Source organism: Kitasatospora sp. MAA19 (genome assembly GCF_029894125.1).
GTDB lineage: Bacteria > Actinomycetota > Actinomycetes > Streptomycetales > Streptomycetaceae > Kitasatospora.
The window spans coordinates 124,421-151,259 of record NZ_JARXYZ010000016.1 but is presented as its reverse complement, the minus strand read 5'-3'; the positions used below and the strand labels follow the sequence as shown (position 1 = coordinate 151,259).

Genomic DNA, 26,839 nt, shown 5'->3' with positions numbered 1-26,839 from the left:
GTGCCCACCGCGCTGGAGCTGCTGCGCGAGGGCGAGTTGACCGTGCACGGCCGCCTCACCGAGGCCTCCAACGCCGCGCTGTACTGCACCGTCACGCACGGCTCGCTGAGCGCGCAGGCCGTCTACAAGCCGGTGGCCGGCGAGCGCCCGCTCTGGGACTTCCCGGACGGCACGCTGGCCGGCCGCGAGGTCGCCGCGTACGAGGTGTCCGCCGCGACCGGCTGGGCGCTGGTCCCGCCCACCGTGCTGCGCGACGGCCCGCACGGGCCCGGCATGGTGCAGCTGTGGGTCGAGCCGGACCACGAGGCCGAGCCGCTGCTGGCCCTCCAGGACCCGCGCGGCCCCGAGGAGGGCTGGCTGCCGATCGTGCGGGCCGAGGTCGGCGAGGGCCGCACCGCGCTGCTGGTGCACCACGACGACCAGCGGTTGCGCCGGCTCGCCGTGCTGGACGCGGTGCTCAACAACGCCGACCGCAAGGGCGGCCACCTGATCCCGGCCGCCGACGGCCGGGTCTACGGCATCGACCACGGCGTCACCTTCAACACCGAGGGCAAGCTGCGCACCCTGCTCTGGGGCTGGGCCGGCGAGCCGCTGCCCGCCGAGGCGCTGGAGGTGCTGGCCCGGCTCGCCGAGCGGCTGGACGGCGAACTGGCCGAGCGCTTGGCCCCGCACCTGACCGCCGCCGAACTGGAGGCGACCCGCGATCGGGTGGCCGGACTTCGCCGTACCGGCCGGCACCCGCTGCCCTCCGAGGACTGGCCCGCGATCCCCTGGCCGCCGGTGTAGCACCGGCGAAGGTAACGGGCCGGTTGATGGTCTGGACCTGTCACGTGAATCGGTCGCACACTGCTCCGATGGACGCGCGACGGACCACCCCCACCCCCCGAACCACGCCGGACCTGCCGTTGCACCGGCTGCAGGCCCTGCTGCCGTTCGCCATCGGCACTTTCGACACGATCGGCCCGCTCTCCCGCGCGGGCTTCCCGCACCGGCACTCGTTCTACGAGATCGTCCACGTCACCGGCGGCCGCGGCGCCCACGTCCTGGACCTGGTCCACCAGCCGTTGGCGCCACCGCAGTTGTGCGTGATCACGCCCGGCCAGGTGCACTACTGGTCGGACGCGGACGAACTCACCGGCCAGGTCGTCCTGTTCGACGAGGACTTCCTGCTCAGGAACCCGCAGGACCTCGCCGCGTTACGTGCGCTGGCGACCCGCCCGGCGCTCGGCCTCGGCGAACGGGCCGGGCCGATCGGCGCGTTGCTCGCCGACATGGAGGACGAGTACCGGGCCGGGCAGCCCGGTTTCCAGGGCGTGCTGCGGGCCAGCCTGCACATCCTGATCATCCGGGCGCTGCGCGCCGCCGAGCGCGCCGACCGGCCGTCACTGCCCGGTCGGCCGACCGAACTGGCCGCCGCCTTCACCCGGTTGATCGCCAGGCCGGGCGGCGTGCGCCACTCGGTGGCCTCCAGTGCGCAGGAACTCGGCGTCTCGCCGGGCCACTTGCAGACCCTGGTCAAGCAGGCCACCGGCCGCACCCCGGGCAGGCTGATCCGCCGCCAGCAGACCCTGGAGGCCAAACGGTTGCTGGCCTGCACGGATCTGACGATTCGCCAGGTGGCGAAGGAGGCGGGATTCGCCGACCCCGCCTACTTCTGCCGCTTCTTCCGGCGGGAGACCGGGATGACGCCGGGGGAGTTCCGGGCCAGGGTCGACGGAAATCACCACGATCCCCGGATCGCGTCCATCGCGGCGGCTCCGGAAGGCCCGTAACTTTGCTGCTGGCCACCGGTGGCCGGTCCGGCGCACGCGGACGGGTGACCGGTCCGGTCCTTGTCATGCTCCCGCCATGGCAAGGACCGCCTCACCTCCACCCCATCCCGGCTCCGTCACCCCCATCCCAAAGGAGAGGGCGCATGCCCAGCCCCGACGGCATGATCAGCCGAAAGACCGTCCTGAAGGCCGCAGCCATGCTCGGCGCAGCCCCGCTGCTGGTCGGCGGCGGTGTCGCGCTGGCCCGCGAGCAGGCCGGCACCGGCCGACCCCCCGGCTTCACCCCCGAGTGCCACGACGGCGACGACCCCACCATCGAGCAGACCGAGGGCCCCTACTTCAAGCCCGACTCCCCGCTGCGCAGTTCCCTGGTCGACGACGGCCCCGGCACCCGGCTGACCGTCAGCGGCTACGTCTTCGGCCGCGCCTGCCGGCCGATCCCCGGCGTCCTGTTGGACTTCTGGCAGGCCGACGACAACGGCGCCTACGACAACGGCGGCTACACCTTCCGCGGCCACCAGTTCACCGACGCGAACGGCGTCTTCAAGCTGGACACCATCGTCCCCGGCCTCTACCCGGGCCGGACCCGGCACCTCCACGTCAAGCTCCAGGCGCCCAGCCGCCCGGTGATCACCACCCAGCTCTACTTCCCGGGCGAGCCGCGCAACAGCACGGACACCATCTACGACGCCCGGCTGCTGATGAACGTCCGCCAGAACGGCCCGGCCCGCGAAGGCAGCTTCGACTTCGTCCTGGACGTGCCGCAGACCCCGGGCACGCCGAGCCCGACGCCCACCGCCACCCCCACCGGAACGCCCAGCACGCCGCCGAGCGGCAGCTGGAAGGCGGGGACCCCGTACAACGCGGGCGATCGCGTCACCTACTCCGGCGCCTCCTACGCCTGCCTCCAGGCGCACACCGCCCTGGTCGGCTGGGAGCCGCCGAACGTGCCGGCCCTCTGGAAGCGGTCGTAGCGGCTCCGGCCGCGTCCCCCGGGGTGCCGGGCGCCCGGTCGGCGGCAGGGCCGGCCGGGCGCTCACCCGTGCCCGAAGACCTCCGGCGGGCTCGTCGGACCCGCTCTTTATCAGTCGGGAAGCGGTCCGGCAACGACAGGAAGCGAATCCAGTCGATCTTGCGTACTGGTTAGGCTTTCAAATGTTCGCAAGGTTAAAGTCAGTTCCATGCATGCCTGGCCCGCCTCCGAGGTTCCCGCCCTGCCTGGTCAGGGGCTCCCCCTTCGTATCTTCGACACCGCAGCGGGTACGGTCCGGGAGGTCGTGCCGCAGGACGGCACCGCCCGGATCTACGTCTGCGGCATCACCCCTTACGACGCGACCCACATGGGCCACGCCGCCACCTACAACGCCTTCGACCTGGTGCAGCGCGTGTGGAAGGACGCCGGCCACGACGTCCTGTACGTCCAGAACGTCACCGACGTGGACGACCCGCTGCTGGAGCGCGCCGTCGCCACCGGGCAGGACTGGACCGCGCTGGCCGAGCGCGAGACGGCCCTGTTCCGCGAGGACATGACCGCCCTGCGGCTGCTCCCGCCGGCGCACTACATCGGCGCCGTCGAGTCGATCCCGTGGATCGTCCCGCTGGTCCAGAAGCTGCTCGCGAGCGGCGCCGCCTACGAGGTGGACGGCGACATCTACTTCTCGGTCGACTCCGACCCGCACTTCGGTCAGGTCTCCGGCCTCGACCGGGAGGCCATGCGCCCGGTCTTCGCCGAGCGCGGCGGCGACCCGGACCGCCCCGGCAAGCGCCACCCGCTGGACGCCCTGCTCTGGCTCGCCGCCCGCCCGGGCGAGCCCGCCTGGGAGACCGAACTCGGCCACGGCCGCCCCGGCTGGCACATCGAGTGCGTCGCCATCGCGCTGCAGTACCTCGGGATGTCCTTCGACATCCAGGGCGGCGGCAGCGACCTCTCCTTCCCGCACCACGAGATGGGCGCCTCGCACGCCCAGGTGGCCACCGGCACCCACCCGTACGCCAAGGCGTACGTGCACGCCGGCATGGTCGGCCTGGACGGCCACAAGATGTCCAAGTCCCGCGGAAACCTGGTCTTCGTCTCGGCGCTGCGCCGCGACGGCGTCGACCCGGCGGCGATCCGCCTGGCGCTGCTCTCGCGCCACTACCGCGAGAACTGGGAGTGGACCAAGGCGACCCTGGACGAGGCCGTCGAGCGCCTCGCCCGCTGGCGGGCCGCGGTCTCCCGGCCGGACGGCCCGGCCGCCGAGCAACTGCTCGGCGAGGTCCGCACGGCGCTCGCGAACGACCTGGACGCGCCCGCCGCGCTGGCAGCCGTCGACCGCTGGGCGGCCCGGCAGGAGACCGAGGGCGGCCCGGACATCGGCGCGCCCGGCCTGGTCAGCCGCACCGTGGACGCGTTGCTCGGCGTCGCGCTCTGACCGACGGCCGACGGCCGGCAACCGCTCCGAGAGACGCCGAAGGGGCGTCAGGACCAGGTGTCCTGACGCCCCTTCGGCGTCTCTCGGAGCGTGGGGCTACTCCTCGTCGCCGTCCTGGCTCTCCCGGGCCGCCCCCGGGGCCTCCGGCTCGGCCGGCCGCTCCGCCGTGGCGTGCCCGGACACCGGCTTCTCCCCGGTCGGGCCGACGTTCTCCCGGCGGCGCAGGTAGCGCTCGAACTCGCGGGCGATCGCGTCGCCGGAGGCCTCCGGCAGCTCCGCGGTGTCCTGCGCCTCCTCCAGCTGCTGGACGTACTCGGCCACCTCGCTGTCCTCGGCCGCCAGCTGGTCCACGCCCAGCTGCCAGGCCCGGGCGTCCTCGCCGAGCTCACCCGGCGGGATGCGCAGGTCCAGCAGGTCCTCCAGCTTGTTGACCAGGGCCAGCGTCGCCTTGGGGTTCGGCGGCTGCGCGACGTAGTGCGGCACGGCGGCCCAGAGCGTCACGGCCGGTACCCCGGCATGCGTGCAGGCCTCCTGGAGCACCCCGACGATGCCGGTCGGGCCCTCGTAGCGGCTCTCCTCCAGGTCCAGGCGGCGGGCCAGCTCCGGGTCGGAGGTGACCCCGCTGACCGGCACCGGGCGGCTGTGCGGGGTGTCGCCGAGCAGCGCGCCCAGGATCACCACCAGCTCGATGCCGAGCTCGTGCGCGAAGCCGAGCAGTTCGTTGCAGAACGACCGCCAGCGCATGCTCGGCTCGATGCCGCGCACCAGGACGAGGTCCCGGGTGGTCGGCTCGGTCACCCGGATCACCGAGAGCCGGGTGGTGGGCCAGGTGATCCGGCGGATGCCGCCGTCCAGCCAGACCGTGGGCCGGTTGACCTGGAAGTCGTAGTAGTCCTCCGCGTCCAGGGCGGCGATGACCTTGCCGCCCCAGGTCTCGTCCAGATGCGCCAGAGCCGCGGAGGCGGCGTCGCCCGCGTCGTTCCAGCCCTCGAAAGCGCAGACCATCACCGGGTCGATCAACTCGGGAACATCTTCCAGCTCGATCACCCAGCGTCTCCCTCCGGCCGGCGGTCGGACCGGCGCCGCCTCGGCTGGCCTGCCGGGGCGCCGACGGGTCGGCTGCCGACTGTCGAACCTCTCGTCACCCATGGAACGCCTCGCCCCATGGTCCCTACCTGCCCAGCCTACGGGCTTTGATGCGCACCGCGGCCGGGCACCGGGACAGTCTGGGGGAGCGGACCGCCCCGATCCAGCGGATATCCGGACGGCACGGGCTGACGGTGCGTCAGCCGCCCGGGGCGGGTGCGGACCGTGCCGGAGCGGCCACACAGCGCGAGGGCGCTCCCTCGCCCCGGGGGCCCCGTGGACTAGACCTCCACCCACCCGCGCCGGTACGCCGCCCAGTGCTCCGGGGTGGCGGCGAAGTCCACGTACAGCGCGACGCCGAAGTTCCGCCGCCCGGGGTCCTGACGGCCCAGGCCCAACCGGACGCCCCGGACGGCGGCGGACACGGTCTCGGCGTCACCCCGGTGGCCCCACTTGTCGTCCCAGAAGAACGGCAGCCCGATCAGCAGGTCCACGCCCGCCGGGGTGGCCTCCAGCGCCAGCTCGGTCTGCAGGGCGACGTAGCCGCCGTACAGCGGCTCGGTCGGCATGCTGGTGTCGTACGTCATCACGGCGACCTGGTCGACCCGCCGGGCGGTCTCGGTGAAGTAGGCCTGGTCCCACCACTTGCCGTGGTCGGTGAGCAGGATGCCGGCGGTGTGCAGGCCGGGCACCGGATCGATCTGCGGGGCCGCCACCGAGAGCTTCGCGTCGCGCGCGGCCGTCACCGGGCGGACCTGGTCGAGCAGGGCCAGCCAGCCGGCGCTGCCGGGGCGGATCGGTTCCATGTCGAAGTGCACGCCGTCGAAACCGAGGTCCAGCACCTGCCGGGCGGAGGCGGTGACCCGCTCCCGGGTGGGGGCGTCCTCCAGGTCCAGGGCGTCCTTCTCCGGCTTGACCTCGTCGCCCAGCCAGCCCTGCAGCCGGACGTCCGGCAGCGCCCGGTGCACCGTGTCGGTGAACCAGCGGGCCCTGGGGTGGACGGTCGGCGGCAGTGAGCCGTCGTGTTCCAGCGGGCCGGTGTGCACGTACAGGTCGCGGATGCCGGTGCCGGCCAGCTGCCGCACCAGGGCGGTGACGTCGGCCTCGGTCCTGCGGCCGTCCACCCAGGCGTGGCCGAGCCAGAGCGCGTCCCGGCCGCGGGTGCGGGCCTCGGCGGACGGGTCGCCGGTGTACTGCAAGCGGATCGCGACGAAGGCCGAGCCGAGTGCGGCGGCCGGCACGGCCACCGCGAGGCCCAGCGCCAGCAGCGCCCGGCGCCACCAGGACCAGCTCCGCCAGCGTCTGCGCGCCGCTCGGAACGGGGCCGCCAGGGCCCCCGCCGTGCGCCGTGCGAAGGTCCGGAATCGGGCCACGCGGTTGCTCCCCCCTTGCGCTCGAACGCTCAGGATACGGAATGCCGCCGCAGGCCGGGGCGCGGGCCGGATACGCTGGCCACGTGCGGGCCCGAGTAAGCGGGCCCGCAAAGCCGACAGCCGTCGCACCAGGGAGAAGCCCCATGGCCACTGCAGCCGATCCGTCCATCACTCAGCAGAGCCGCGCGAACGCGCTGCGTGAAGCGCTCGCCACCCGGGTGGTGGTCGCCGACGGTGCGATGGGCACCATGCTCCAGGCACAGGATCCGACGCTGGAGGACTTCCAGAACCTGGAGGGCTGCAACGAGGTCCTCAACGTCACCCGGCCCGACATCGTCCGCTCCGTCCACGAGGCCTACTTCTCGGTGGGCGTGGACTGCGTCGAGACCAACACCTTCGGGTCCAACTTCTCCGCGCTCGGCGAGTACGACATCCCGGAGCGGATCTTCGAGCTGTCCGAGGCCGGCGCCCGGATCGCCCGCGAGGTCGCCGACGCGCACGCCGCCGACGGCCGCACCCGCTGGGTGCTCGGCTCGATCGGCCCCGGCACCAAGCTGCCCACCCTCGGCCACGCCCCGTACGAGACGCTGCGCGACGGCTTCCAGCAGAACGCGGCCGGCCTGATCGCCGGCGGCGCCGACGCGCTGCTGGTCGAGACCAGCCAGGACCTGCTGCAGACCAAGGCCGCCATCCTCGGCTCCAAGCGCGCCCTCGCCGAGGCCGGGCTGGACCTGCCGGTGCTGGTGCAGGTGACGGTGGAGACCACCGGCACCATGCTGCTCGGCTCCGAGATCGGCGCCGCGCTGACGGCCCTGGAGCCGCTCGGTGTCGACTACATCGGCCTCAACTGCGCCACCGGCCCGGCCGAGATGAGCGAGCACCTGCGCTACCTGGCCAAGAACGCGCGGATCGGCCTGTCCTGCATGCCGAACGCGGGCCTGCCGGTGCTCGGCAAGGACGGCGCCCACTACCCGCTCTCCCCGGCCGAACTGGCCGACGCGCACGACGTGTTCACCCGCGAGTACGGCCTCTCGCTGGTCGGCGGCTGCTGCGGCACCACCCCCGAGCACCTGCGCCAGGTGGTCGAGCGGGTGCAGGGCCGCCCGGTCACCCCGCGCACCCCGCAGCCGGAGCCCTCGGCGGCCTCGTTGTACCAGGCGGTGCCGTTCCGCCAGGACACCTCGTACCTGGCGATCGGCGAGCGCACCAACGCCAACGGCTCGAAGAAGTTCCGCGAGTCGATGCTGGCCGGCGACTGGCAGGCCTGCGTGGAGATCGCCCGCGAGCAGATCCGGGACGGCTCCCACCTGCTGGACCTCTGCGTGGACTACGTCGGCCGCGACGGCGTCGCCGACATGAAGGAGATCGCCGGCCGGCTGGCCACCGCCTCCACCCTGCCGATCGTGCTGGACTCCACCGAGCCGCAGGTGCTGCGAGCCGGTCTGGAGGCGCTCGGCGGCCGCGCGGTGCTCAACTCGGTCAACTACGAGGACGGCAACGCCCCGGACTCGCGCTTCGGCCGGATCGCCTCGCTGGCCCGCGAGCACGGCGCCGGCCTGATCGCGCTGACCATCGACGAGGAGGGCCAGGCCCGCACCGCCGGGAAGAAGGTCGAGATCGCCGAGCGGCTGATCGCCGAGCTGACCGCCGACTACGGCGTCGACGAGGGTTCGATCCTGGTCGACTGCCTCACCTTCACCCTGGCCACCGGCCAGGAGGAGTCCCGCCGGGACGGCATCGAGACCATCGAGGCGATCCGCGAGCTCAAGCGCCGCCACCCGGCCGTGCAGACCACGCTGGGCCTGTCCAACATCTCCTTCGGCCTCAACCCGGCCGCCCGCGTGGTGCTGAACTCGGTCTTCCTGCACGAGTGCGTGGAGGCGGGCCTGGACTCGGCGATCGTGCACGCCTCCAAGATCCTGCCGATCTCCCGGATCCCCGAGGACCAGCGCGAGGCCGCCCTCGACCTGGTCTACGACCGCCGCCGGGACGGCTACGACCCGCTGCAGCACCTGCTGGAGCTGTTCGAGGGCGTCTCCTCGGCCTCGGTCAAGGCCTCCAAGGCGGAGGAGCTGGCCGCGCTGCCGCTGGACGAGCGGCTGCAGCGCCGGATCATCGACGGCGAGCGCAACGGCCTGGAGGCCGATCTGGACGAGGCGCTGGCCGGGCGGCCCGCGCTGGAGATCATCAACGACACCCTGCTGTCCGGCATGAAGGTGGTCGGCGAACTGTTCGGCTCCGGCCAGATGCAGCTGCCGTTCGTGCTCCAGTCCGCCGAGGTGATGAAGACCGCGGTGGCCCACCTGGAGCCGTACATGGAGAAGTCCGACAGCGAGGGCAAGGGCACCATCGTGCTGGCCACCGTCAAGGGCGACGTCCACGACATCGGCAAGAACCTGGTGGACATCATCCTGTCCAACAACGGCTACAACGTGGTCAACCTGGGCATCAAGCAGCCGGTCTCGGCGATCCTGGACGCCGCGCAGGAGCACAAGGCGGACGTGATCGGGATGTCCGGCCTGCTGGTGAAGTCCACCGTGATCATGAAGGAGAACCTGGAGGAGCTCAACCAGCGCAAGCTGGCCGCGAGTTACCCGGTGATCCTGGGCGGCGCCGCGCTCACCCGCGCCTACGTCGAGCAGGACCTGCACGAGATCTACGAGGGCGAGGTCCGCTACGCCCGGGACGCCTTCGAGGGCCTGCGGCTGATGGACGCGCTGATCGCCGTCAAGCGCGGGGTGCCGGGCGCGACCCTGCCGGAGCTCAAGCAGCGCCGGCACGCCCGGATCGAGGTGGCGGAGGAGGAGCCGGAGGTCAACCTCGGCCAGATCCGCTCCGACGTCGCCGTCGACAACACCGTGCCCGCTCCGCCGTTCTGGGGCGATCGGATCGTCAAGGGCATCCCGTTCGCCGACTACGCCTCCTGGCTGGACGAGGACGCGCTGTTCAAGGGTCAGTGGGGCCTGAAGGCGGCCCGCAGCGGCGACGGGCCGTCCTACGAGGAGCTGGTGGAGACCGAGGGCCGGCCACGGCTGCGGGCCTGGCTGGACCGGCTGCAGACCGAGGGCTGGCTGGAGGCGGCCGTGGTCTACGGCTACTACCCGGCCAACTCCAAGGGCGACGACCTGATCGTCTTCCACGAGGACGGCACCGAGCGGACCCGCTTCACCTTCCCCCGCCAGCGGCGCGGTCGCCGGCTCTGCCTGGCCGACTTCTTCCGCCCGGAGGAGTCCGGCATCCGGGACGTGGTGGGCCTTCAGGTGGTCACCATGGGCAACCGGATCTCGGAGGCGGCGAACGAGCTGTTCGCCGGGAACTCCTACCGCGACTACCTGGAGCTGCACGGCCTGTCGGTGCAACTGGCCGAGGCGCTGGCCGAGTTCTGGCACGCCCGGGTCCGCTACGAGCTGGGCTTCTCCGGCGAGGACCCGCAGGACGTCAAGGACATGTTCGCGCTCAAGTACCGGGGCGCCCGGTTCTCGCTCGGCTACGGGGCCTGCCCGGAGCTGGAGGACCGCGCCAAGATCGCCGAGCTGCTGAGGCCCGAGCGGATCGGCGTGGTGCTCTCCGAGGAGTTCCAGCTGCACCCGGAGCAGTCCACCGACGCGATCGTGATCCACCACCCGGAGGCGAAGTACTTCAACGCCCGGTAACTCCGGTGCCCTGCTGCGTTCGCTCCTTCCGGGGGGTACGGGCGTATCCTTGATGATCCTGAACGGGCCGGTCCGCTCACCAGCGGGCCGGCCTGTGCCATCCCCAGGGTGCGCTCGGGCGCGCCCCGGGGGTACCGACGGAAGGACTCCCGCCATGACCACCACCTCCACCGCCACCCGGGTCCTCGACCACGGGGACGGCCGCGGCCTGCAGGCGGTGCTGCTGGACATGGACGGGACACTGGTGGACACCGAGGACTTCTGGTGGCAGGCCGAGGTGACCCTGTTCGCCGAGCTGGGCCACGCGCTGACCGACGAGGACCGGGCCCAGGTGGTCGGCGGCCCGATGACGCGGGTGATCGACTACCTGGTCGGCACCACCGGGGTGGACCTCGCCCCGGCGGACCTGACGGCGCTGATCAACCAGCGCTTCGTCGACCTGCTGGCGGGCGGCGTGCCGCTCATGCCGGGCGCCGAACGCCTCCTCAACACCCTTGCCGCGCACGGGATCCCGGCCGCCCTGGTGTCCGCCTCGCACCGGCACGTGATCGACATCGTGCTGCGTTCACTGGGTGCCCACCACTTCGCCTTCACGGTCGCCGGGGACGAGGTGCCGCGCACCAAGCCGCACCCGGACCCGTACCTGGAGGCGGCCCGCCGGCTGGGTGCGGAGCCGGCCCGCTGCGTGGTGATCGAGGACGCGCCGACCGGGGTGCGGGCGGCCGAGGCGGCCGGCTGCCCGGTGATCGCGGTGCCCTCGGTGGCGCCGATCGAGCCGGCCCAGGGGCGGCTGGTGCTCTCCTCGCTGGAGCAGGTCGATCTTGAACTGCTGCGCTCGCTGGTCACCTCGCGAGTGTGATTGTCATCTCATTGCGAGGGTGGCGTACTCGCCGGTAAGTGGCCCGATCCGGTCGTGGCGGAGGACCGCCCGGGGAGAAAACGGGCATTTCCTGACAACTCGTCGGGTGCGTCGCGATGCCCCCAACGGCCGTGTCCCAAACGTCATCTGCACGGGTACCGGTCGTGCGTGTTCGATATGGCACGCTACTCCAGTTCGTTCCCCTCCCTCGCGCCCTGCCACCGCCGACGACGGGCAACCCCGTCCCGCCCGCGGTCGTACGGGCGCCGGCCCGCGCACGCCTTCGGCACCCCGGAGCGCACTCGATGCGGGCCACCGACCCCGGTCGGACAGTACCCAGAAGGACGCGCCCCGTGAAGACTTCAGCTGAACGCCTGGCAGTACTCGGCTGCGCCGGTCTTGTCGCCGTGACGGCGGCCGGCTGCGGATCCGTCACCGACGCCGTCAAGGGGGAGGGCGGCAAGGCGATCACCATGGGCACCACGCAGCTGACCGGCGTGCTGGACCCGGCCGCCGCCTACGACTCCGGCTCCTGGCTGCTGCTGCGCAACACCTTCCAGTCGCTGCTCGCCTTCCCGGCCGCCTCCAGCGCGCCCTCCCCGGACGCCGCGCAGTCCTGTGAGTTCCCCGGCGGCGACGCCACCCAGTTCCACTGCACCCTGCGGTCCGGCCTGAAGTTCTCCAACGGTCACCCGATGACCGCCGCCGACGTGGTGTTCTCGATCGAGCGCACCAAGAAGATCAACGACGAGAACGGCCCGGCGGCCCTGCTCTCCTCGATCAAGAGCGTCGAGGCCAAGGGCGACACCGAGGTGATCTTCCAGCTGACCGCGCCCGACGCGACCCTGCCGGCCAAGCTGGCCGGTCCGGCCGGCGCCATCGTCGACCACCAGGTCTACCCGGCCGACAAGGTGGCCCCCAACGACAAGCAGGTCGGCTCCGGCCCGTACCGCTTCGACTCGGTCGAGAGCCTGGGCGGCGGCAACGGCACCGCCAAGCAGCTGGGCAAGGTCGTGCTGGTGCCCAACGACAAGTACAGCGGCGAAGCCAAGCTGCGGAACAGCAAGTTCACCGTGCGGTACTTCGACAAGCCCGCCGACCTGAAGACCGCGCTGGACAAGGGCGACGTCGACCTCACCGACAACAGCCTGGAGCCGAACACCGCCGCCCAGATCCACTCCGACCAGCAGGGCGGCAAGACCGACCTGCAGGTCGTCGAGGGCGACAGCAACGACACCCGCTCGCTGGTCTTCAACACCAAGGACCCGGTCGGCGGCAACCTCGCCGTCCGCCAGGCCGCCGCCCAGCTGATCGACCGCAAGGCGCTCGCCCGCGACGTCTTCGCCCGCACCGTCCAGCCGCTGTACTCGATGGTCCCGGCCGGCGTCACCGGCCACACCACCGCCTTCTTCGACCGCTACGGCGACCAGGACGCCGGCAAGGCCAAGAAGATCCTCACCGACGCCAAGGTGCAGACCCCGGTCAAGCTCACCCTCTCCTGGTCGCGCTCGCGCGCCGGCAGTGCCGAGCCCGACATGCTGAAGAAGCAGTTGGAGGCCGGCGGCCTGTTCCAGGTGACGGTCCAGCAGGAGCCGGACTGGGACAAGTACCGGGCGGGCTGGGCCGAGGGCCGCTACCAGGCGTACGTCATCGGCTGGTTCGCCGACTTCCCGGACCCCGACAACTACACCGCCCCGATGCTCGTCGACGGCGGCGCCTACCACCACGGCTGGGACGACCCGCGGATCAGCCAGAAGCTGGTGCCGGACGGCCAGAAGCAGGCCGACCGCAGCGCCGCGGCGGGCGGCTACGCCCAGATCCAGCAGATCGTCGCCGAGAACGCGCCGCTCATCCCGCTGTACCAGAACAAGGCCTTCTTCGCGGCCCGTTCGTCGATCACCGGCGTCGAGTCCACCGTCGACACCACCGGCGTGTTCCGCTTCTGGGAGATCAGCCGCAGCAGCAAGTAGGGTCCCTCGACACGGCGGCCCGCCCGCTCTCCCCCAGGGTGCACGGGGAAAGCGGGCGGGCCGCCGGCACGTCCGGGACAAGCCCTACAGGGCGCCCGGGCGCACCAGCCCGCTCTCGTACGCGTACACCGCCGCCTGCACCCGGTCGCGCAGCTGGAGCTTGGTCAGCACGTGGCCGACGTGCGTCTTCACGGTGGTCTCGCTGACGAACAGCTCGGCCGCGATCTCCGCGTTCGACAGCCCGCGCGCCACCAGCTTCAGCACCTCCAGCTCGCGCTCGGTCAGCGCGCCCAGCGCCTGCGGCGGCGCCTCCTCGCCCGAGGGCAGCTTGGTGGCGTACATGTCCAGCAGCCGGCGGGTGATGCTCGGCGCCAGCATCGCCGCGCCGTCCGCCACCACCCGGATCGCCTGCACCAGCTCCTCGGCCGGGACGTCCTTCAGCAGGAAGCCGCTGGCGCCCGCGCGCAGCGCCTCCACCACGTACTCGTCCAGGTCGAAGGTGGTCAGCACCAGCACCTTGGCCGGGCCGTCCCGCCCCGGGCCGGCGATCCTGCGGGTCGCCTCGACGCCGTCCATCCTGGGCATCCGGATGTCCATCAGCACCACGTCGGGCTGCAGCGCCCGCACCTGGTCCAGCGCCTGCTGACCGTCGCCGGCCTCACCGACCACCACCAGGTCGGACTCGGCCTCCAGGATCATCCGGAAACCGGTGCGCAGCAGCGGCTGGTCGTCGACCAGCAGCACTCGGATCGTCACTAGGACTCCTTGCTCATCAGATCCCCCGTGGGATCGTCTTCGTCAGACGTACGGCTCGATGTGCCGACCTGCACGGGCAGCGGGTACGGCGGGGGAGTGCCGCCGAACTCCGGGCAGCTGGCCTGGTGGTCGCACCAGTCGCAGAGGCGGTTGCGGGTCGCCGGGAAGTCCCCGGTGGCCACCGCGTGGGTGATCCGCTCCCAGAGTGCCCGCAACTTGCGCTCCACCGCGAGCAGGTCGGCCTCGTCCGGGTCGTAGCTGACCACGTCGCCGCCCCCGCCGAGGTAGACCAGCTGGAGCCGCTTGGGGATGACGCCCTTCCAGCGCCACACCACGAGCGCGTAGAACTTCATCTGGAACATCGCCTTGCCCTCGAAGTCCCGCGAGGGCGCCCGGCCGGTCTTGTAGTCCACCAGGCGGACCTCACCGGTCGGGGCGACGTCCACCCGGTCGATGTAGCCGCGCAGCAGCAGCCCCGACTCCAGGGCCGTCTCCACGTACAGCTCCCGCTCCACCGGGTGCAGCCGGGTCGGGTCCTCCAGCCGGAACCACTGGCCGACCAGCTTCTCGGCGTCCGCCAGCCAGCGGGTGAGCGCCGCGCCGTCCGGGTCGTCCGGGAAGAGCGAGCCCAGCTCCGGACGCTCGCCCAGCAGCCGCTCCCACTGCGGGCGCAGCAGGCCCAGCGCCTGCTCCGGCGTCCGCTCGGCCGCCGGGCTGTCGAACAGCCGCTCCAGCACCGCGTGCACCAGCGTGCCCCTGGTCGCCGCCGCGCTCGGCGGCTCGGGCAGCCGGTCGATCACCCGCAGCCGGTACAGCAGGGGACAGGTCAGGAAGTCCCCCGCACGGGACGGGGACAGGCCGGTCGGGGGCGCCGCCGGGCGCGCCGGGGCCCCGGCGGCACTGGTGGTGTCGGTCTGCTGCATGCCTCCGACCCTATTGCCCTTCGCTGTCATCCCGCTGCCACGGTGCTGCCACACCGGTCGGCACAGTGGGTATGAAGCCTGACAGAGGGGCGCGCGCCGCCGGAGCGCCGCGATCACGTAGCGTGGGCGCACCGGGGCACGACGGGGCAGACGACCGAAGGGATCACGGTGAGCGACAGCAGGGGGCAGCAGACCTCCGACCAGCCACCGCAAGACGACGGCAGCCGCCCCCCGGGGCGCCCGCCCCAGCCGCCCGAGCGCGGCGGCGGCCTCCTGATGGGCCGCCCCTTCGGCGTGCCCATCTACGTCACCCCGTCCTGGTTCGTCATCGCCGCGCTGATCACCTGGGTGTTCGGCGGCCAGCTCGGCGACGTCCTGCCGGAGCTCGGCGCCGCCCGGTACCTGCTCGCGTTCTTCTTCGCGGTCGCCTTCTACGCCTCCGTCCTGGTGCACGAGCTCGCTCACACCCTGGTCGCGCTGCGCTACGGACTCGGTGTGCGGCGGATCCAGCTGCAGTTCTTCGGCGGCGTCTCCGAGATCGAGAACGAGGCCGGGACCCCGTGGCGCGAGTTCTGGCTGGCCTTCGTCGGCCCGCTGCTCTCGCTGGTGCTCGGCGGCCTGTTCTACCTCGGGCTGCAGGCCGTGGAGCTCTCCACCGTGCCCGGGGTGCTGCTCACCGGGCTGATGGTCTCCAACCTGGTGGTCGCCGCGTTCAACCTGCTGCCCGGCCTGCCGCTGGACGGCGGCCGGATGCTGCGGGCGGTCGTCTGGGCGATCAGCGGCAAGGCGATGACCGGCACGGTCGCCGCCGCCTGGGTCGGCCGGGCGCTGGCCGTCGTCGTCCTGATCGGCCTGCCGCTGGTCAGCTCCGCCCGCGGGATCGAGCGCACCACCACCGACACCCTGGTGGACGCGGTGCTGGCCGCCGTCCTCGCCGCGATCATCTGGAACGGCGCCACCGGAAGCCTGCGCAACGCCCGGCTCAAGGAGGTGCTGCCCGGCCTGCGGCTGCGCGACCTCGCCCGCCGGACCGTCGAGGTCACCGCCGACACCCCGCTCGGCGAGGCGCTGCGCCGCGCCCGCGAGGCCCAGGCCGGCGCGGTCGTGGTGGTGGACGGCCGGGGCGATCCGATCGCCATCGTCCGCGAGTCCGCCGTCCGCGGGGTGCCGGAGCACCGCCGCCCGTGGGTCGCGGTCGGCCCGCTCGCCCGCGACCTCGAACCCGGCCTGCGGCTGGACGCCGACCTCGGCGGCGAGGACCTGCTGCGCGCCGTCCAGGCCACCCCGGCCGGGGAGTACCTGGTCGTCGAGACGGACGGCCGGGTGTTCGGCGTCGTCGCGCTCACCGACATCGAGCAGCGCCTCACCGCCGCCGTCAGCGGCCGCTGACCGGGGCCTGGTCAGGCGGGCCGGTCCGCTTCCCTTAGGATTGTCCGCATGTCCGAACCGACCGGTGCCACCCGCCGACGCGGGCCCTTCCAGGTCGGGGACCAGGTCCAGCTGACCGACCCCAAGGGCCGCCACTACACGTTCACGCTCCAGGCCGGGAACCAGTTCCACACCCACAAGGGTGCGTTCCCGCACGACGAGCTGATCGGCGCCCCCGAGGGCACGGTCGTGCGCACCACGGGGAACGTCCCGTATCTTGCGCTGCGCCCCCTGCTCCCCGACTACGTCCTGTCCATGCCGCGCGGCGCCGCCGTGATCTACCCCAAGGACGCGGGGCAGATCCTGGCGATGGCCGACATCTTCGCCGGCGCCCGCGTGGTCGAGGCCGGCGTGGGCTCGGGCGCGCTCTCCACCTACCTGCTGCGCGCCGTCGGCGACACCGGCATGCTGGCCTCCTACGAGCGCCGGCAGGACTTCGCCGACATCGCCCAGAGCAACGTCGAGCGCTACTTCGGCGGGCCGCACCCGGCGTGGAAGCTCACCGTCGGCGACCTGCAGGACAACCTGGTCGAGACCGACGTCGACCGCGTCATCCTCGACATGCTCGCCCCCTGGGAGTGCCTGGACGTCGCCTCCAAGGCGCTCGTCCCCGGCGGCCTCATCTGCTGCTACGTGGCCACCACCACGCAGATGTCCAAGACCGTCGAGGCGCTGCGCGAGCACGGCACCTTCACCGAGCCGCAGGCCTGGGAGACCATGGTCCGCACCTGGCACCTGGAGGGCCTGGCCGTCCGCCCGGACCACCGGATGATCGGCCACACCGGTTTCCTGCTCACCGCCCGCCGCCTCGCCGACGGCGTCGAGCCGCCGCTGCGCCGCCGCCGCCCGGCCAAGGGCGCGTACGGCGAGGACTACGACAACGGGGGCTCCGAGCCGAGCCTGCAGGAGCGCGCCGCGGCCCGTGCCGCCGCCCGCGCCACCGAGACCGAGCAGCCCGACCTCGGCTGACCCGGATCGCTTCGCCCAGGGGTGGTACGAGCCTGCTCGTGCCACCCCTCGGCATTCCGGTCGCCGACGTGTGGGACGATGCTCGCGCACGCAGACCAGCTCCTGGGAGCACTGGAGGGGACGCCTGGTGGAGACCGCGGTCGGGATGACGGCTGGACAGCAGACACCGCGGGGCCGCACGGGGCCCGAACCCGCGCGCACCGCCCCCTGGCACTGGGCCCTCGCCCTGGCCGGCTGCGGCGCGGTGGTGGCCGCCGCCCTCGCGGCCGCGCCGGCCACCGGCACCCCGGTGCCCGTCCGCAGTACTCCCAAGGCCCTCGCCGCGAGCGCCGCCCCCGACCCGGCCAAGGCCCAACTTCCTTTGGAATGTGGCCCGTTCCCGATCGAGACGGTCATCGGCATGCCCGCCGACCTGGGCGACGGACGGCCCGGCACGGTGGTCGCCGCGCACTGCGCGGCCGAGACCGGCACCCCACCGGACGCCGTCTACCTGCTCGGATTCGGGCCCGGCGCCCACCCGGTGGTGCTGACCACGCTGCTCTCCGAGCGGGAGAACCTCACCGTCGGACGGCTCGCGCTGCGCTCCGACGGCGCCATCACCGGCCACGCGCAGGGGTATTCGAGCGAGGACGTGCCGCGGTTCCGTCCCGACATCTCACTCGATCTCACCTGGACGCGCAAGGGCGGCGGCTGGGAACGATCCCAGACCGCCGCCCCGGTCAGCCAGACCTGACGGGAGGACGCGTCAGTCCGCGTCCGGCCCGTACACCTCGACCCGGTCGGAGACCCGGCGCACGTGGATGCAGTCGCCGGGGCACTCCTTCGCCGAGTCCACCACGTCCTGAAGGATCGTCAGCGGCACCGGGGCGGTCTCCCCGGGCTGCTGGCGCAGCTCGTCGTCCGGCCCCTTCACGTAGGCGAGGCCGTCGATGTCCAGCTCGAAGACCTCGGGCGCGTACTGCGCGCAGATGCCGTCGCCGGTGCACAGATCCTGGTCGATCCACACCTCCAGCTGCTCGGCCGTCGTGGCCGTCTGCTCGGTTACCGACATGGTCCCTGCCGTTTCTGTCCCGGGTCGCCCTATTCCTGGGGCAATCCCGCCATTCGTACAACGATCGGACCTGGCTGCGCGGTCGCGATCGGATATCACTTCGCTCGACGATACATCTGGTCCGCTTTGGGTGGTGCGCGGTGGGTATCCCCTTAGCAGAGGGGAAGCACGCTGGGGCGAAGATCGGACACGCCCGTTCCATCTTTCTTGATCTAGGGGTTTACGGACCCCTGGTCCCAGGTAGGGTCTGGAAGCGTCCAGCTCCCCGGAGGAGGTGAGGACCGTGGCAGCCCACGATGACGACTACAACCGCAGCACCGGCAGGCCCGCTCGTGGTTCCGACGAGACCGCTCAGGTCTCGTACCTTGAGCAGGAAATCGCCGTGTTGCGCCGCAAGCTCGCCGACTCGCCGCGCAATTCGAGGATCCTCGAAGAGCGGATCGTCGAGCTCCAGACCAACCTGGCCGGTGTGACCGCCCAGAACGAACGGCTCGCCTCCACCCTGCGTGAGGCCCGCGACCAGATCGTGGCCCTCAAGGAGGAAGTGGACCGGCTGGCACAGCCCCCGGCCGGTTTCGGCACCTTCCTCGAGGCCAACGAGGACGGCACCGCCGACATCTTCACCGGGGGGCGCAAGCTCCGCGTGAACGTCAGCCCCAACGTCGCCCTCGACGAACTGCGGCGCGGCCAGGAGGTGATGCTCAACGAGGCCCTCAACATCGTGGACGCGATGGCCTTCGAGCGCATCGGCGAGATCGTCACCCTCAAGGAGATCCTGGAGGACGGCGAGCGCGCCCTGGTCGTCGGCCACACCGACGAGGAGCGGGTGGTGCGCCTCGCCGAACCGCTGCGTGAGCTCACCATCCGGGCGGGGGACGCCCTGCTGCTGGAGCCCCGCTCCGGCTACGTGTACGAGGTGGTCCCGAAGTCCGAGGTCGAGGAGCTGGTCCTCGAAGAGGTCCCGGACATCGACTACCGGCAGATCGGCGGTCTGAGCAACCAGATCGAGCTGATCCGCGACGCGGTCGAGCTGCCGTACCTGCACGCCGACCTCTTCAAGGAGTACGAGCTGCGCCCGCCCAAGGGCGTGCTGCTCTACGGCCCGCCCGGCTGCGGCAAGACGCTGATCGCCAAGGCGGTCGCCAACTCGCTGGCCAAGAAGGTCGCCGAGGTCACCGGACGCCCCCAGGGGAAGAGCTACTTCCTCAACATCAAGGGCCCCGAGCTGCTCAACAAGTACGTGGGCGAGACCGAGCGGCAGATCCGCCTGGTCTTCCAGCGGGCCCGGGAGAAGGCGAGCGAGGGCACGCCCGTCATCGTCTTCTTCGACGAGATGGAGTCGCTGTTCCGCACCCGCGGTTCCGGCGTCAGCTCGGACGTGGAGAACACCATCGTCCCGCAGCTGCTCGCCGAGATCGACGGCGTGGAGGGCCTGGAGAACGTCATCGTCATCGGCGCCTCGAACCGCGAGGACATGATCGACCCGGCGATCCTGCGGCCCGGCCGCCTGGACGTCAAGATCAAGATCGAGCGCCCGGACGCCGAGGCCGCGAAGGACATCTTCTCCAAGTACCTCAAGGACTCGTTGCCCTTCCACCCGGACGACCTCAAGGAGCACGGCAGCTCCGTCGAGGCGACGGTGGAGGCGATGATCCAGGCGGTCGTGGAGCGGATGTACACCGAGACCGAGGAGAACCGCTTCCTGGAGGTCACCTACGCCAACGGTGACAAGGAGGTCCTGTACTTCAAGGACTTCAACTCCGGCGCGATGATCCAGAACATCGTCGACCGCGCGAAGAAGATGGCCATCAAGGACTTCCTCGACCACGGTCAGCGCGGACTCCGCGTCTCCCACCTGCTCGCCGCCTGCGTGGACGAGTTCAAGGAGAACGAGGACCTGCCGAACACCACCAACCCGGACGACTGGGCCCGCATCTCCGGCAAGAAGGGCGAGCGGATCGTCTTCATCCGCACGCTGGTCACCGGCAAGCAGGGCGCCGAGTCCGGCCGCTCGATCGACACTGTCGCCAACACGGGGCAGTACCTGTAAGCACGCGGTGACCGGGCCGCCCGGCGGTCCCCGGAACAGCACGCACCCCGTCCGGCTGTGGCGCCTCGCGGCCCCGCAGCCGGACGGCGCGTCTCGGGGCCCGCCCGTCGGCGCCGGGTTCTAGGCTCGACCCACCGTCCGCGGGCAGACCGCCGGCGTCGGTGTTGTTTCAGCGGTACGTCGGCGTGCTCCGCCCGTGGGGGGCGGCGCACCGGGCAAGGAGGGCCGCATGACCGTACGGCGCGTGATGGGCATCGAGACCGAGTACGGGATCTCCGTGCCCGGGCACCCCAACGCCAACGCCATGCTCACCTCGTCCCAGATCGTCAACGCGTACGCGGCGGCGATGCACCGGGCGCGGCGGGCCCGCTGGGACTTCGAGGAGGAGAACCCGCTGCGTGACGCCCGGGGCTTCGACCTGGCGCGTGAGGTGGCGGACGCCAGCCAGCTGACCGACGAGGACATCGGCCTGGCCAACATCATCCTCACCAACGGGGCCCGGTTCTACGTGGACCACGCGCACCCCGAGTACAGCTCGCCGGAGGTCACCAACCCGCGCGACGCCGTGCTCTGGGACAAGGCCGGGGAACGGATCATGGCGGCCGCGGCGCAGCGCGCGCTGGAGCTGCCCAACGGGCAGAACATCCACCTGTACAAGAACAACACCGACAACAAGGGCGCCTCGTACGGCACCCACGAGAACTACCTGATGAAGCGGGCGACGCCGTTCGCCGACATCGTCCGCCACCTCACCCCGTTCTTCGTCTCCCGCCAGGTGGTCACCGGCGCCGGCCGGGTCGGCATCGGCCAGGACGGCTCGGCGCACGGCTTCCAGATCAGCCAGCGGGCCGACTACTTCGAGGTCGAGGTCGGCCTGGAGACCACGCTCAAGCGCCCGATCATCAACACCCGGGACGAGCCGCACGCCGACGCGGAGAAGTACCGCCGGCTGCACGTGATCATCGGGGACGCCAACCTCTCCGAGATCTCCACCTACCTCAAGCTGGGCACCACCTCACTGGTCCTGTCGATGATCGAGGACTCCTTCATCGCCGCCGACCTCGCCGTCGACCAGCCGGTGCGCACCCTGCACCGGGTCTCCCACGACCCCACGCTCAAGCACCTGATCACCCTGCGCAACGGGCGCAAGCTCACCGCCGTCCAACTCCAGCTGGAGTACTTCGAGCTGGCCCGCAAGTACGTCGAGGACCGCTTCGGCAACGACGCGGACGAGCAGACGACGGACGTGCTGGCCCGCTGGGAGGACGTCCTCGGCCGGCTGGAGCGCGATCCGATGTCGCTCTCCAAACAGCTGGACTGGATCGCCAAGCGGGAGATCCTGGAGGGCTACCGCAGCCGGGACGCCCTGGGGTGGGAGAACCCGAGGCTGCACCTGGTCGACCTCCAGTACAGCGACGTACGGCCCGAGAAGGGCCTCTACAACCGCCTGGTGGCCCGTGGCCGGTTCGAGCGGCTGGTGACCGAGGAGGAGGTCGAGCGGGCCGTCTCCAAGCCCCCGGAGGACACCAGGGCGTACTTCCGCGGGCGCTGTCTGGAGCAGTACGCCGACCACGTCGCGGCGGCCTCCTGGGACTCGGTGATCTTCGACCTGCCGGGCCGGGACTCCTTGCAGCGGGTGCCCACGCTGGAGCCGCTGCGCGGCACCCGCAACCACGTCAAGGAGCTGCTGGACCGCTGCCGCACCGCGGAGGACCTGCTCCGGGTCCTCTCCGGCGGGTAACTTTTCGATCACCATGGGTGAACGTCCGCCGAATGGGAATCATCCGGGGTGGCAGCGGGTGTTGGACAGGAAGCGCCACCGGCAAACGGGGAGCGGTAGTCGCACCTTGTGTATAGGGTCGATGCAGCAAGCAACGACCAAACCGTGCCAGACGAATCGAGCGGGGTGAGGGAAATGGCGAGCAAGGACACCGGCGGCGGCCAGCAGCGGGCAAACCGGTCCTCCGAGGAGGTCGAGGAGCAGGCCGCGGAAACCCAGAATTCCGACGACCTCAAGGAGCGCCAGGAAAAGCTGGGCGACGACGTCGACGCGGTGCTGGACGAAATCGACGAGGTCTTGGAGTCGAATGCCGAGGATTTCGTCCGGGGATTCGTGCAGAAGGGCGGGCAATAGCCCGTCACCGGTATTCGGGAATTCACGGTCGCGACCGTCGAGGGCGGCTGGGTGGCGAGGGCCACCCGGTCGCCCGGCACCGGCCCCCTCCACACGTGGACAGTGATCGTCGGACGGGTAGGGTGCGGGCAGCGCGAGCTTCAAGCTACCTGGAAGGAATCGTGTGGAAGCCAACACTCGTGGCACCGGGCGTCTACCGGCTGCCTTCCTGACCCCGGGGTCCTCCTCGTTCCTGGACTTCCTCGCCGAGCACAGGCCGGAGCTGATCCCCGGCCACCGCGGGTTCCCCGAGGGTGCCGTGGTCGAGGCCCCGCACGGGACCACCATCGTGGCCGCGGTGTTCGACGGCGGTGTGGTGATCGCCGGTGACCGCCGGGCGACGATGGGCAACGTGATCGCCCAGCGCGACATCGAGAAGGTGTTCCCGGCCGACGAGTACAGCGCGGTCGGCATCGCCGGCACCGCCGGCCTCGCGGTCGAGATGGTCCGGCTGTTCCAGCTGGAGCTGGAGCACTACGAGAAGATCGAGGGCGCCGTGCTCTCCCTGGAGGGCAAGGCCAACCGGCTCACCAGCATGATCCGGGGCAACCTGGGCATGGCGATGCAGGGCCTCGCGGTCGTCCCGATGTTCGCCGGCTACGACCTGGACCTCGGCCGCGGCCGGATCTTCAACTACGACGTCACCGGCGGGCGTTCCGAGGAGCGCGGCTTCGCCGCCACCGGTTCGGGTTCGGTGTTCGCCCGCGGCTCGATGAAGAAGCTCTACCGCGACGACCTGACGGCCGAACAGGCCTCGACCCTGGTCGTCCAGGCGCTCTACGACGCGGCCGACGACGACTCCGCCACCGGCGGCCCGGACCTCGCCCGCAAGATCTTCCCGATCGTCTCGCTGATCACCGAGGACGGCTTCCGCCGGCTCACCGACGCGGAGGTCGCCGAGATCGCGGTCGCGATCACCGACCGGCGTCTCTCCCACCCCAACGGCCCGCAGGCCCCGCTGCTCTAGCCGTCACCTCACAGGAAAGGGACGACCGCCGGTGTCGACACCGTTCTACGTCTCGCCCCAGCAGGCCATGGCGGACCGCGCGGAGTACGCCCGCAAGGGCATCGCGCGCGGCCGCAGCGTGGTCGTGCTCACCTACGCCGACGGCATCGTCTTCGTCGCCGAGAACACCTCCAGAGCGCTCCACAAGGTCTCCGAGATCTACGACAAGATCGCCTTCGCGGCGGTCGGCCGCTACAACGAGTTCGAGAACCTGCGCATCGGCGGCGTCCGCTACGCCGACCTGCGCGGCTACTCCTACGACCGGGCCGACGTCACCGCCCGGGGCCTGGCCAACGTCTACGCCCAGACCCTCGGCACCATCTTCTCCTCGGTCGGCGAGAAGCCCTACGAGGTCGAGCTGATCGTGGCCGAGGTCGGCCGCACCACGGACGAGGACCAGATCTACCGCCTCACCCCGGACGGCTCGATCGTCGACGAGAAGAACTACGTCGTGGTCGGCGGCAACGCCGACTCGATCGGCAACTACCTGGGCCAGCGCCACCGCGCCGGGATGAGCCTCACCGAGGTGGTCCGGGCCGCCGTGGACTCGCTCGCCCGCGACCCCAACGGCGGCAGCCCGCGCACCCTCACCCCGGAGCAACTGGAGGTCGCGGTCCTCGACCGCCAGCGCTTCCAGCAGCGCAAGTTCAAGCGCATCCTGGGAAACCAGCTCGCCCGGCTGCTCGACGGAGACCAGTCCGCCGAGACGGACGACGAGGACAACCCGGCGGACACCGCGCCGGAGTAGCAGTGCCTGCGGAGTCCCGTACGGCGGCCGGACGGAGGCCGTACGGGGCTCCGGTGCCCCTGCGGCGGCCCAGTCGTCGTGGAGGCGGTTTCGGACAGCTCCGACCAGATAGGAGTGCTCATGGACCGCCGGATTTTCGGGCTGGAGAACGAGTACGGCGTGACCTGCACGTTCCGCGGGCAGCGGCGGCTGTCGCCGGACGAGGTGGCGCGGTACCTGTTCCGCCGCGTCGTCTCCTGGGGCCGCAGCAGCAACGTCTTCCTGCGCAACGGCGCCAGGCTGTACCTCGACGTCGGCTCCCACCCCGAGTACGCCACCCCCGAGTGCGACGACGTGATCGAGCTGGTGACGCACGACAAGGCGGGCGAGCGCATCCTCGAAGGGCTCTTGGTGGACGCCGAGCGGCGGCTGCACGAGGAGGGCATCGCGGGCGACGTCTACCTGTTCAAGAACAACACCGACTCGGCCGGCAACTCCTACGGCTGCCACGAGAACTACCTGGTGGCCCGGCACGGGGAGTTCTCCCGGCTGGCGGACGTGCTGATCCCCTTCCTGGTGACCCGGCAGTTGATCTGCGGCGCCGGCAAGGTGCTGCAGACCCCGCGCGGCGCGGTCTACTGCGTCAGCCAGCGCGCCGAGCACATCTGGGAGGGCGTCAGCTCCGCCACCACCCGCTCGCGCCCGATCATCAACACCCGCGACGAGCCGCACGCGGACGCCGAGCGCTACCGCCGGCTGCACGTCATCGTCGGCGACTCCAACATGTCCGAGACCACGACGCTGCTCAAGGTCGGCGCCACCGACCTGGTGCTGCGGCTGATCGAGGCCGGCGTGGTGATGCGCGACCTCACCCTGGAGAACCCGATCCGGGCGATCCGCGAGGTCAGCCACGACCTCACCGGCACCCACCAGGTGCGGCTCGCCAACGGGCGCGAGGCCAGCGCGCTGGACATCCAGGAGGAGTACTACACCAAGGCGTTGGAGTTCGCCGACCGCAAGGGCATCAACACCGGCACCATCGCCCGGGTGCTCGACCTGTGGGGCCGGACCCTGGAGGCCGTCCGCACCGAGAACCTGGACGGGGTGGCCACCGAGATCGACTGGATCATGAAGTACAAGCTCATCGAGCGCTACCGCGAGAAGCACCAGATGAGCATGTCCAACCCCCGGGTGGCCCAGATCGACCTCGCGTACCACGACATCCACCGCCGGCGCGGGCTGTTCTACCTGCTCCAGGGCAAGGGCCAGGCGCAGCGGGTGACCACCGACCTCAAGACCTTCGAGGCCAAGTCGATCCCGCCGCAGACCACCCGGGCCCGGCTGCGCGGGGACTTCATCCGGCGGGCGCAGGAACAGCGCCGGGACTTCACGGTGGACTGGGTGCACCTGAAGCTGAACGACCAGGCGCAGCGGACGGTGCTCTGCAAGGACCCGTTCCGCTCGGTGGACGAGCGGGTGGAGAAGCTCATCGCCGGGATGTGATCCGCGGCGACCTCGGGTTTGTGATCAAGGCGGTGTCCGGCCCCGGTGGTGTCTACCGGGGCCGGACACCGTCCGGGCATACGCTGTCCGTCGAGTCAGGAGAGCCGACCTCGAACGACAGTTAGGACCCCCGTGCGCCGCACCGCCGGTTTGCTTCTCACCCTGCCGCTGCTGCTGGCGGTCGCCTGCAGCAGTTCGCCCAAGGCGGCCGGCCCGGCGACTCCGTCCGCGCCGAGCGCGCCTCCGACGGTGCCCGCGCCGGTCGGCGAGGCGTCGCCGATGCCCACGCTCTCGGAGGGCGGGTTCGGCAGCAAGGCCACCATCACCCTCCCCGAGGGCCAGCCCAGCGGCCAGTTCGTGGTGAACACCGTCAGCGAGGGCGACCGGCCGGCGGTCAACAAGGGCGACTGGGTGACGGTCAACTACACGGCGAAGGACTGGACCACCGGCAAGGACCTGCCCAGCTCGTACGACCCGAGCGGGAAGCCGCAGCTCTACCAGGCGGGCAGCGGGCAGCTGGTGCCGGCGCTGGACCAGAGCGTGATCGGCAAGAAGGTCGGCAGCCGGCTGCTGGTGGTGGCCCCGCCGGCGGCGGCCTTCGGCGAGCAGGGCAGCACCCAGCTCGGCGTCAGCAAGGGCGACACCGTGGTGTTCGTCCTGGACATCATGGAGAGCCTGCCGCAGGACTCCACGCTGAGCGGCGCCATGACCCAGCCGCCGGCGAACCTGCCGCAGGTCAAGGACAACGGCAAGGCCCCGGTGACGATCACCGTCCCGGCCGGGCAGGCCGCGCCCACCGACCTCCAGCAGGCGGTGCTCATCAAGGGCGAGGGCAAGCAGGTCAAGACCGGGCAGACCCTGGTGGTGCAGTACACCGGGGTGCTCTGGAACAACGGCCAGCAGTTCGACGCCTCCTGGACGCACGGCGGCGCGCAGGCGGTGCAGATCGGCACCGGCAGCGTGATCGAGGGCTGGGACAAGGGGCTGGTCGGCCAGACCGTCGGCAGCCGGGTCCAGCTCGTGGTGCCGCCCGGGCTCGGCTACAAGGACCAGGCGCAGGGCTCGGTGCCGCCCAACTCCACGCTGGTCTTCGTGATCGACATTCTGGAAGCGGTCTAGGAAGTCGCCC

Annotated in this window: 22 protein-coding genes and 1 pseudogene; 18 read left to right on the top strand and 5 right to left on the bottom strand. The window is 71.4% G+C overall.

The window, feature by feature from the left end; genetic code table 11:
* Positions 1 to 12 precede the first annotated feature (12 nt).
* From P3T27_RS24175 to mshC, 4 genes are all read left to right on the top strand, one after another.
* Complete coding sequence (locus tag P3T27_RS24175) at positions 13 to 786, top strand: SCO1664 family protein (RefSeq protein ID WP_280681888.1); 774 nt, start codon at positions 13 to 15, stop codon at positions 784 to 786.
* A 68-nt stretch (positions 787 to 854) separates the two neighbouring features.
* Entirely contained in the window at positions 855 to 1,772 is a 918-nt protein-coding gene (locus tag P3T27_RS24170) for an AraC family transcriptional regulator (protein ID WP_280681835.1), read from the top strand.
* 143 nt (positions 1,773 to 1,915) lie between these two features.
* Positions 1,916 to 2,746, top strand: a complete 831-nt coding sequence (locus tag P3T27_RS24165) for a carbohydrate-binding protein (protein WP_280681833.1) — start codon at positions 1,916 to 1,918, stop codon at positions 2,744 to 2,746.
* 207 nt (positions 2,747 to 2,953) lie between these two features.
* Positions 2,954 to 4,183, top strand: a complete 1,230-nt coding sequence (gene mshC, locus P3T27_RS24160) for a cysteine--1-D-myo-inosityl 2-amino-2-deoxy-alpha-D-glucopyranoside ligase (protein ID WP_280681831.1) — start codon at positions 2,954 to 2,956, stop codon at positions 4,181 to 4,183.
* Positions 4,184 to 4,279: 96 nt separating this feature from the next.
* Here mshC and P3T27_RS24155 read toward each other — a convergent pair whose 3' ends face one another.
* Both P3T27_RS24155 and P3T27_RS24150 read right to left on the bottom strand, forming a co-directional pair.
* Positions 4,280 to 5,230 (bottom strand): PAC2 family protein, encoded by a 951-nt coding sequence (locus P3T27_RS24155; protein WP_280681829.1) that lies wholly within the window; start codon positions 5,228 to 5,230, stop codon positions 4,280 to 4,282.
* Positions 5,231 to 5,550: 320 nt separating this feature from the next.
* Positions 5,551 to 6,642: a hypothetical protein gene (locus P3T27_RS24150; RefSeq protein WP_280681828.1), complete on the bottom strand. Its 1,092-nt coding sequence runs from the start codon at positions 6,640 to 6,642 to the stop codon at positions 5,551 to 5,553.
* 143 nt (positions 6,643 to 6,785) lie between these two features.
* Here P3T27_RS24150 and metH point away from each other — a divergent pair, with 143 nt between their 5' ends.
* The 3 genes from metH to P3T27_RS24135 all read left to right on the top strand — a co-directional run bounded on the left by metH (position 6,786) and on the right by P3T27_RS24135 (position 13,124).
* Entirely contained in the window at positions 6,786 to 10,295 is a 3,510-nt protein-coding gene (gene metH, locus P3T27_RS24145; protein WP_280681827.1) for a methionine synthase, read from the top strand.
* Positions 10,296 to 10,449: 154 nt separating this feature from the next.
* Complete coding sequence (locus P3T27_RS24140) at positions 10,450 to 11,154, top strand: HAD family phosphatase (protein ID WP_280681825.1); 705 nt, start codon at positions 10,450 to 10,452, stop codon at positions 11,152 to 11,154.
* A gap of 353 nt (positions 11,155 to 11,507) precedes the next feature.
* Complete coding sequence (locus P3T27_RS24135) at positions 11,508 to 13,124, top strand: ABC transporter substrate-binding protein (RefSeq protein ID WP_280681823.1); 1,617 nt, start codon at positions 11,508 to 11,510, stop codon at positions 13,122 to 13,124.
* A gap of 84 nt (positions 13,125 to 13,208) precedes the next feature.
* Here P3T27_RS24135 and P3T27_RS24130 read toward each other — a convergent pair whose 3' ends face one another.
* The gene (locus P3T27_RS24130) at positions 13,209 to 13,880 is read right to left on the bottom strand and encodes a response regulator transcription factor (RefSeq protein ID WP_280681821.1); all 672 of its coding nucleotides are present in this window, start codon (positions 13,878 to 13,880) and stop codon (positions 13,209 to 13,211) included.
* Positions 13,880 to 14,803 carry a RecB family exonuclease gene (locus P3T27_RS24125; RefSeq protein ID WP_280681819.1) on the bottom strand — a complete coding sequence of 308 codons (924 nt, stop codon included), beginning with the start codon at positions 14,801 to 14,803 and terminating at the stop codon, positions 13,880 to 13,882. Before P3T27_RS24125 ends, P3T27_RS24130 begins: the two co-directional genes overlap by 1 nt.
* 168 nt (positions 14,804 to 14,971) lie before the next feature.
* Between P3T27_RS24125 and P3T27_RS24120 the strand changes: the two genes are divergently transcribed.
* The 3 genes from P3T27_RS24120 to P3T27_RS24110 all read left to right on the top strand — a co-directional run bounded on the left by P3T27_RS24120 (position 14,972) and on the right by P3T27_RS24110 (position 17,933).
* Positions 14,972 to 16,192 (top strand): site-2 protease family protein, encoded by a 1,221-nt coding sequence (locus tag P3T27_RS24120; protein ID WP_280681817.1) that lies wholly within the window; start codon positions 14,972 to 14,974, stop codon positions 16,190 to 16,192.
* Positions 16,193 to 16,240: 48 nt separating this feature from the next.
* A complete protein-coding gene (locus P3T27_RS24115) occupies positions 16,241 to 17,200 on the top strand; it encodes a tRNA (adenine-N1)-methyltransferase (protein ID WP_280681815.1) in 960 nt (319 codons plus the stop codon).
* Between the two features lie 145 nt (positions 17,201 to 17,345).
* Positions 17,346 to 17,933, top strand: coding sequence for a hypothetical protein (locus tag P3T27_RS24110; RefSeq protein ID WP_280681813.1), 588 nt, complete (start codon positions 17,346 to 17,348; stop codon positions 17,931 to 17,933).
* 12 nt (positions 17,934 to 17,945) lie between these two features.
* Here P3T27_RS24110 and P3T27_RS24105 read toward each other — a convergent pair whose 3' ends face one another.
* A complete protein-coding gene (locus tag P3T27_RS24105) occupies positions 17,946 to 18,251 on the bottom strand; it encodes a ferredoxin (RefSeq protein WP_280681811.1) in 306 nt (101 codons plus the stop codon).
* Positions 18,252 to 18,534: 283 nt separating this feature from the next.
* Between P3T27_RS24105 and arc the strand changes: the two genes are divergently transcribed.
* From arc to P3T27_RS24065, 8 genes and pseudogenes are all read left to right on the top strand, one after another.
* Complete coding sequence (gene arc / locus P3T27_RS24100; RefSeq protein WP_280681809.1) at positions 18,535 to 20,301, top strand: proteasome ATPase; 1,767 nt, start codon at positions 18,535 to 18,537, stop codon at positions 20,299 to 20,301.
* 229 nt (positions 20,302 to 20,530) lie between these two features.
* On the top strand, positions 20,531 to 22,042 hold the full coding sequence (gene dop / locus P3T27_RS24095) for a depupylase/deamidase Dop (RefSeq protein ID WP_280681807.1): 1,512 nt from the start codon (positions 20,531 to 20,533) through the stop codon (positions 22,040 to 22,042).
* A gap of 174 nt (positions 22,043 to 22,216) precedes the next feature.
* Positions 22,217 to 22,435, top strand: a complete 219-nt coding sequence (locus P3T27_RS24090; RefSeq protein WP_280681804.1) for a ubiquitin-like protein Pup — start codon at positions 22,217 to 22,219, stop codon at positions 22,433 to 22,435.
* 134 nt (positions 22,436 to 22,569) lie between these two features.
* Positions 22,570 to 22,647, top strand: a pseudogene (locus tag P3T27_RS24085) (recombination endonuclease VII); the annotation flags it as partial.
* Positions 22,644 to 23,441 (top strand): proteasome subunit beta, encoded by a 798-nt coding sequence (prcB, locus tag P3T27_RS24080; RefSeq protein ID WP_280681885.1) that lies wholly within the window; start codon positions 22,644 to 22,646, stop codon positions 23,439 to 23,441. The pseudogene P3T27_RS24085 and the gene prcB, both read left to right, overlap by 4 nt.
* A 31-nt stretch (positions 23,442 to 23,472) precedes the next feature.
* Entirely contained in the window at positions 23,473 to 24,228 is a 756-nt protein-coding gene (gene prcA, locus P3T27_RS24075; RefSeq protein WP_280681802.1) for a proteasome subunit alpha, read from the top strand.
* Between the two features lie 120 nt (positions 24,229 to 24,348).
* Positions 24,349 to 25,710 carry a Pup--protein ligase gene (gene pafA / locus P3T27_RS24070; protein WP_280681800.1) on the top strand — a complete coding sequence of 454 codons (1,362 nt, stop codon included), beginning with the start codon at positions 24,349 to 24,351 and terminating at the stop codon, positions 25,708 to 25,710.
* A 132-nt stretch (positions 25,711 to 25,842) separates the two neighbouring features.
* Positions 25,843 to 26,829: an FKBP-type peptidyl-prolyl cis-trans isomerase gene (locus P3T27_RS24065; protein WP_280681798.1), complete on the top strand. Its 987-nt coding sequence runs from the start codon at positions 25,843 to 25,845 to the stop codon at positions 26,827 to 26,829.
* The last annotated feature ends 10 nt before the right edge of the window (positions 26,830 to 26,839 follow it).

Excerpts from the sequence above, each read along its gene's own strand:
- P3T27_RS24170 (WP_280681835.1), top strand. The coding sequence starts at position 855 with ATGGACGCGCGACGGACCACCCCCACCCCCCGAACCACGCCGGACCTG.
- P3T27_RS24165 (WP_280681833.1), top strand. The coding sequence starts at position 1,916 with ATGCCCAGCCCCGACGGCATGATCAGCCGAAAGACCGTCCTGAAGGCC.
- mshC (WP_280681831.1), top strand. The coding sequence starts at position 2,954 with ATGCATGCCTGGCCCGCCTCCGAGGTTCCCGCCCTGCCTGGTCAGGGG.
- metH (WP_280681827.1), top strand. The coding sequence starts at position 6,786 with ATGGCCACTGCAGCCGATCCGTCCATCACTCAGCAGAGCCGCGCGAAC.
- P3T27_RS24140 (WP_280681825.1), top strand. The coding sequence starts at position 10,450 with ATGACCACCACCTCCACCGCCACCCGGGTCCTCGACCACGGGGACGGC.
- P3T27_RS24125 (WP_280681819.1), bottom strand. The coding sequence starts at position 14,803 with ATGCAGCAGACCGACACCACCAGTGCCGCCGGGGCCCCGGCGCGCCCG.
- P3T27_RS24115 (WP_280681815.1), top strand. The coding sequence starts at position 16,241 with ATGTCCGAACCGACCGGTGCCACCCGCCGACGCGGGCCCTTCCAGGTC.
- P3T27_RS24110 (WP_280681813.1), top strand. The coding sequence starts at position 17,346 with ATGACGGCTGGACAGCAGACACCGCGGGGCCGCACGGGGCCCGAACCC.
- P3T27_RS24105 (WP_280681811.1), bottom strand. The coding sequence starts at position 18,251 with ATGTCGGTAACCGAGCAGACGGCCACGACGGCCGAGCAGCTGGAGGTG.
- dop (WP_280681807.1), top strand. The coding sequence starts at position 20,531 with ATGACCGTACGGCGCGTGATGGGCATCGAGACCGAGTACGGGATCTCC.
- P3T27_RS24090 (WP_280681804.1), top strand. The coding sequence starts at position 22,217 with ATGGCGAGCAAGGACACCGGCGGCGGCCAGCAGCGGGCAAACCGGTCC.
- pafA (WP_280681800.1), top strand. The coding sequence starts at position 24,349 with ATGGACCGCCGGATTTTCGGGCTGGAGAACGAGTACGGCGTGACCTGC.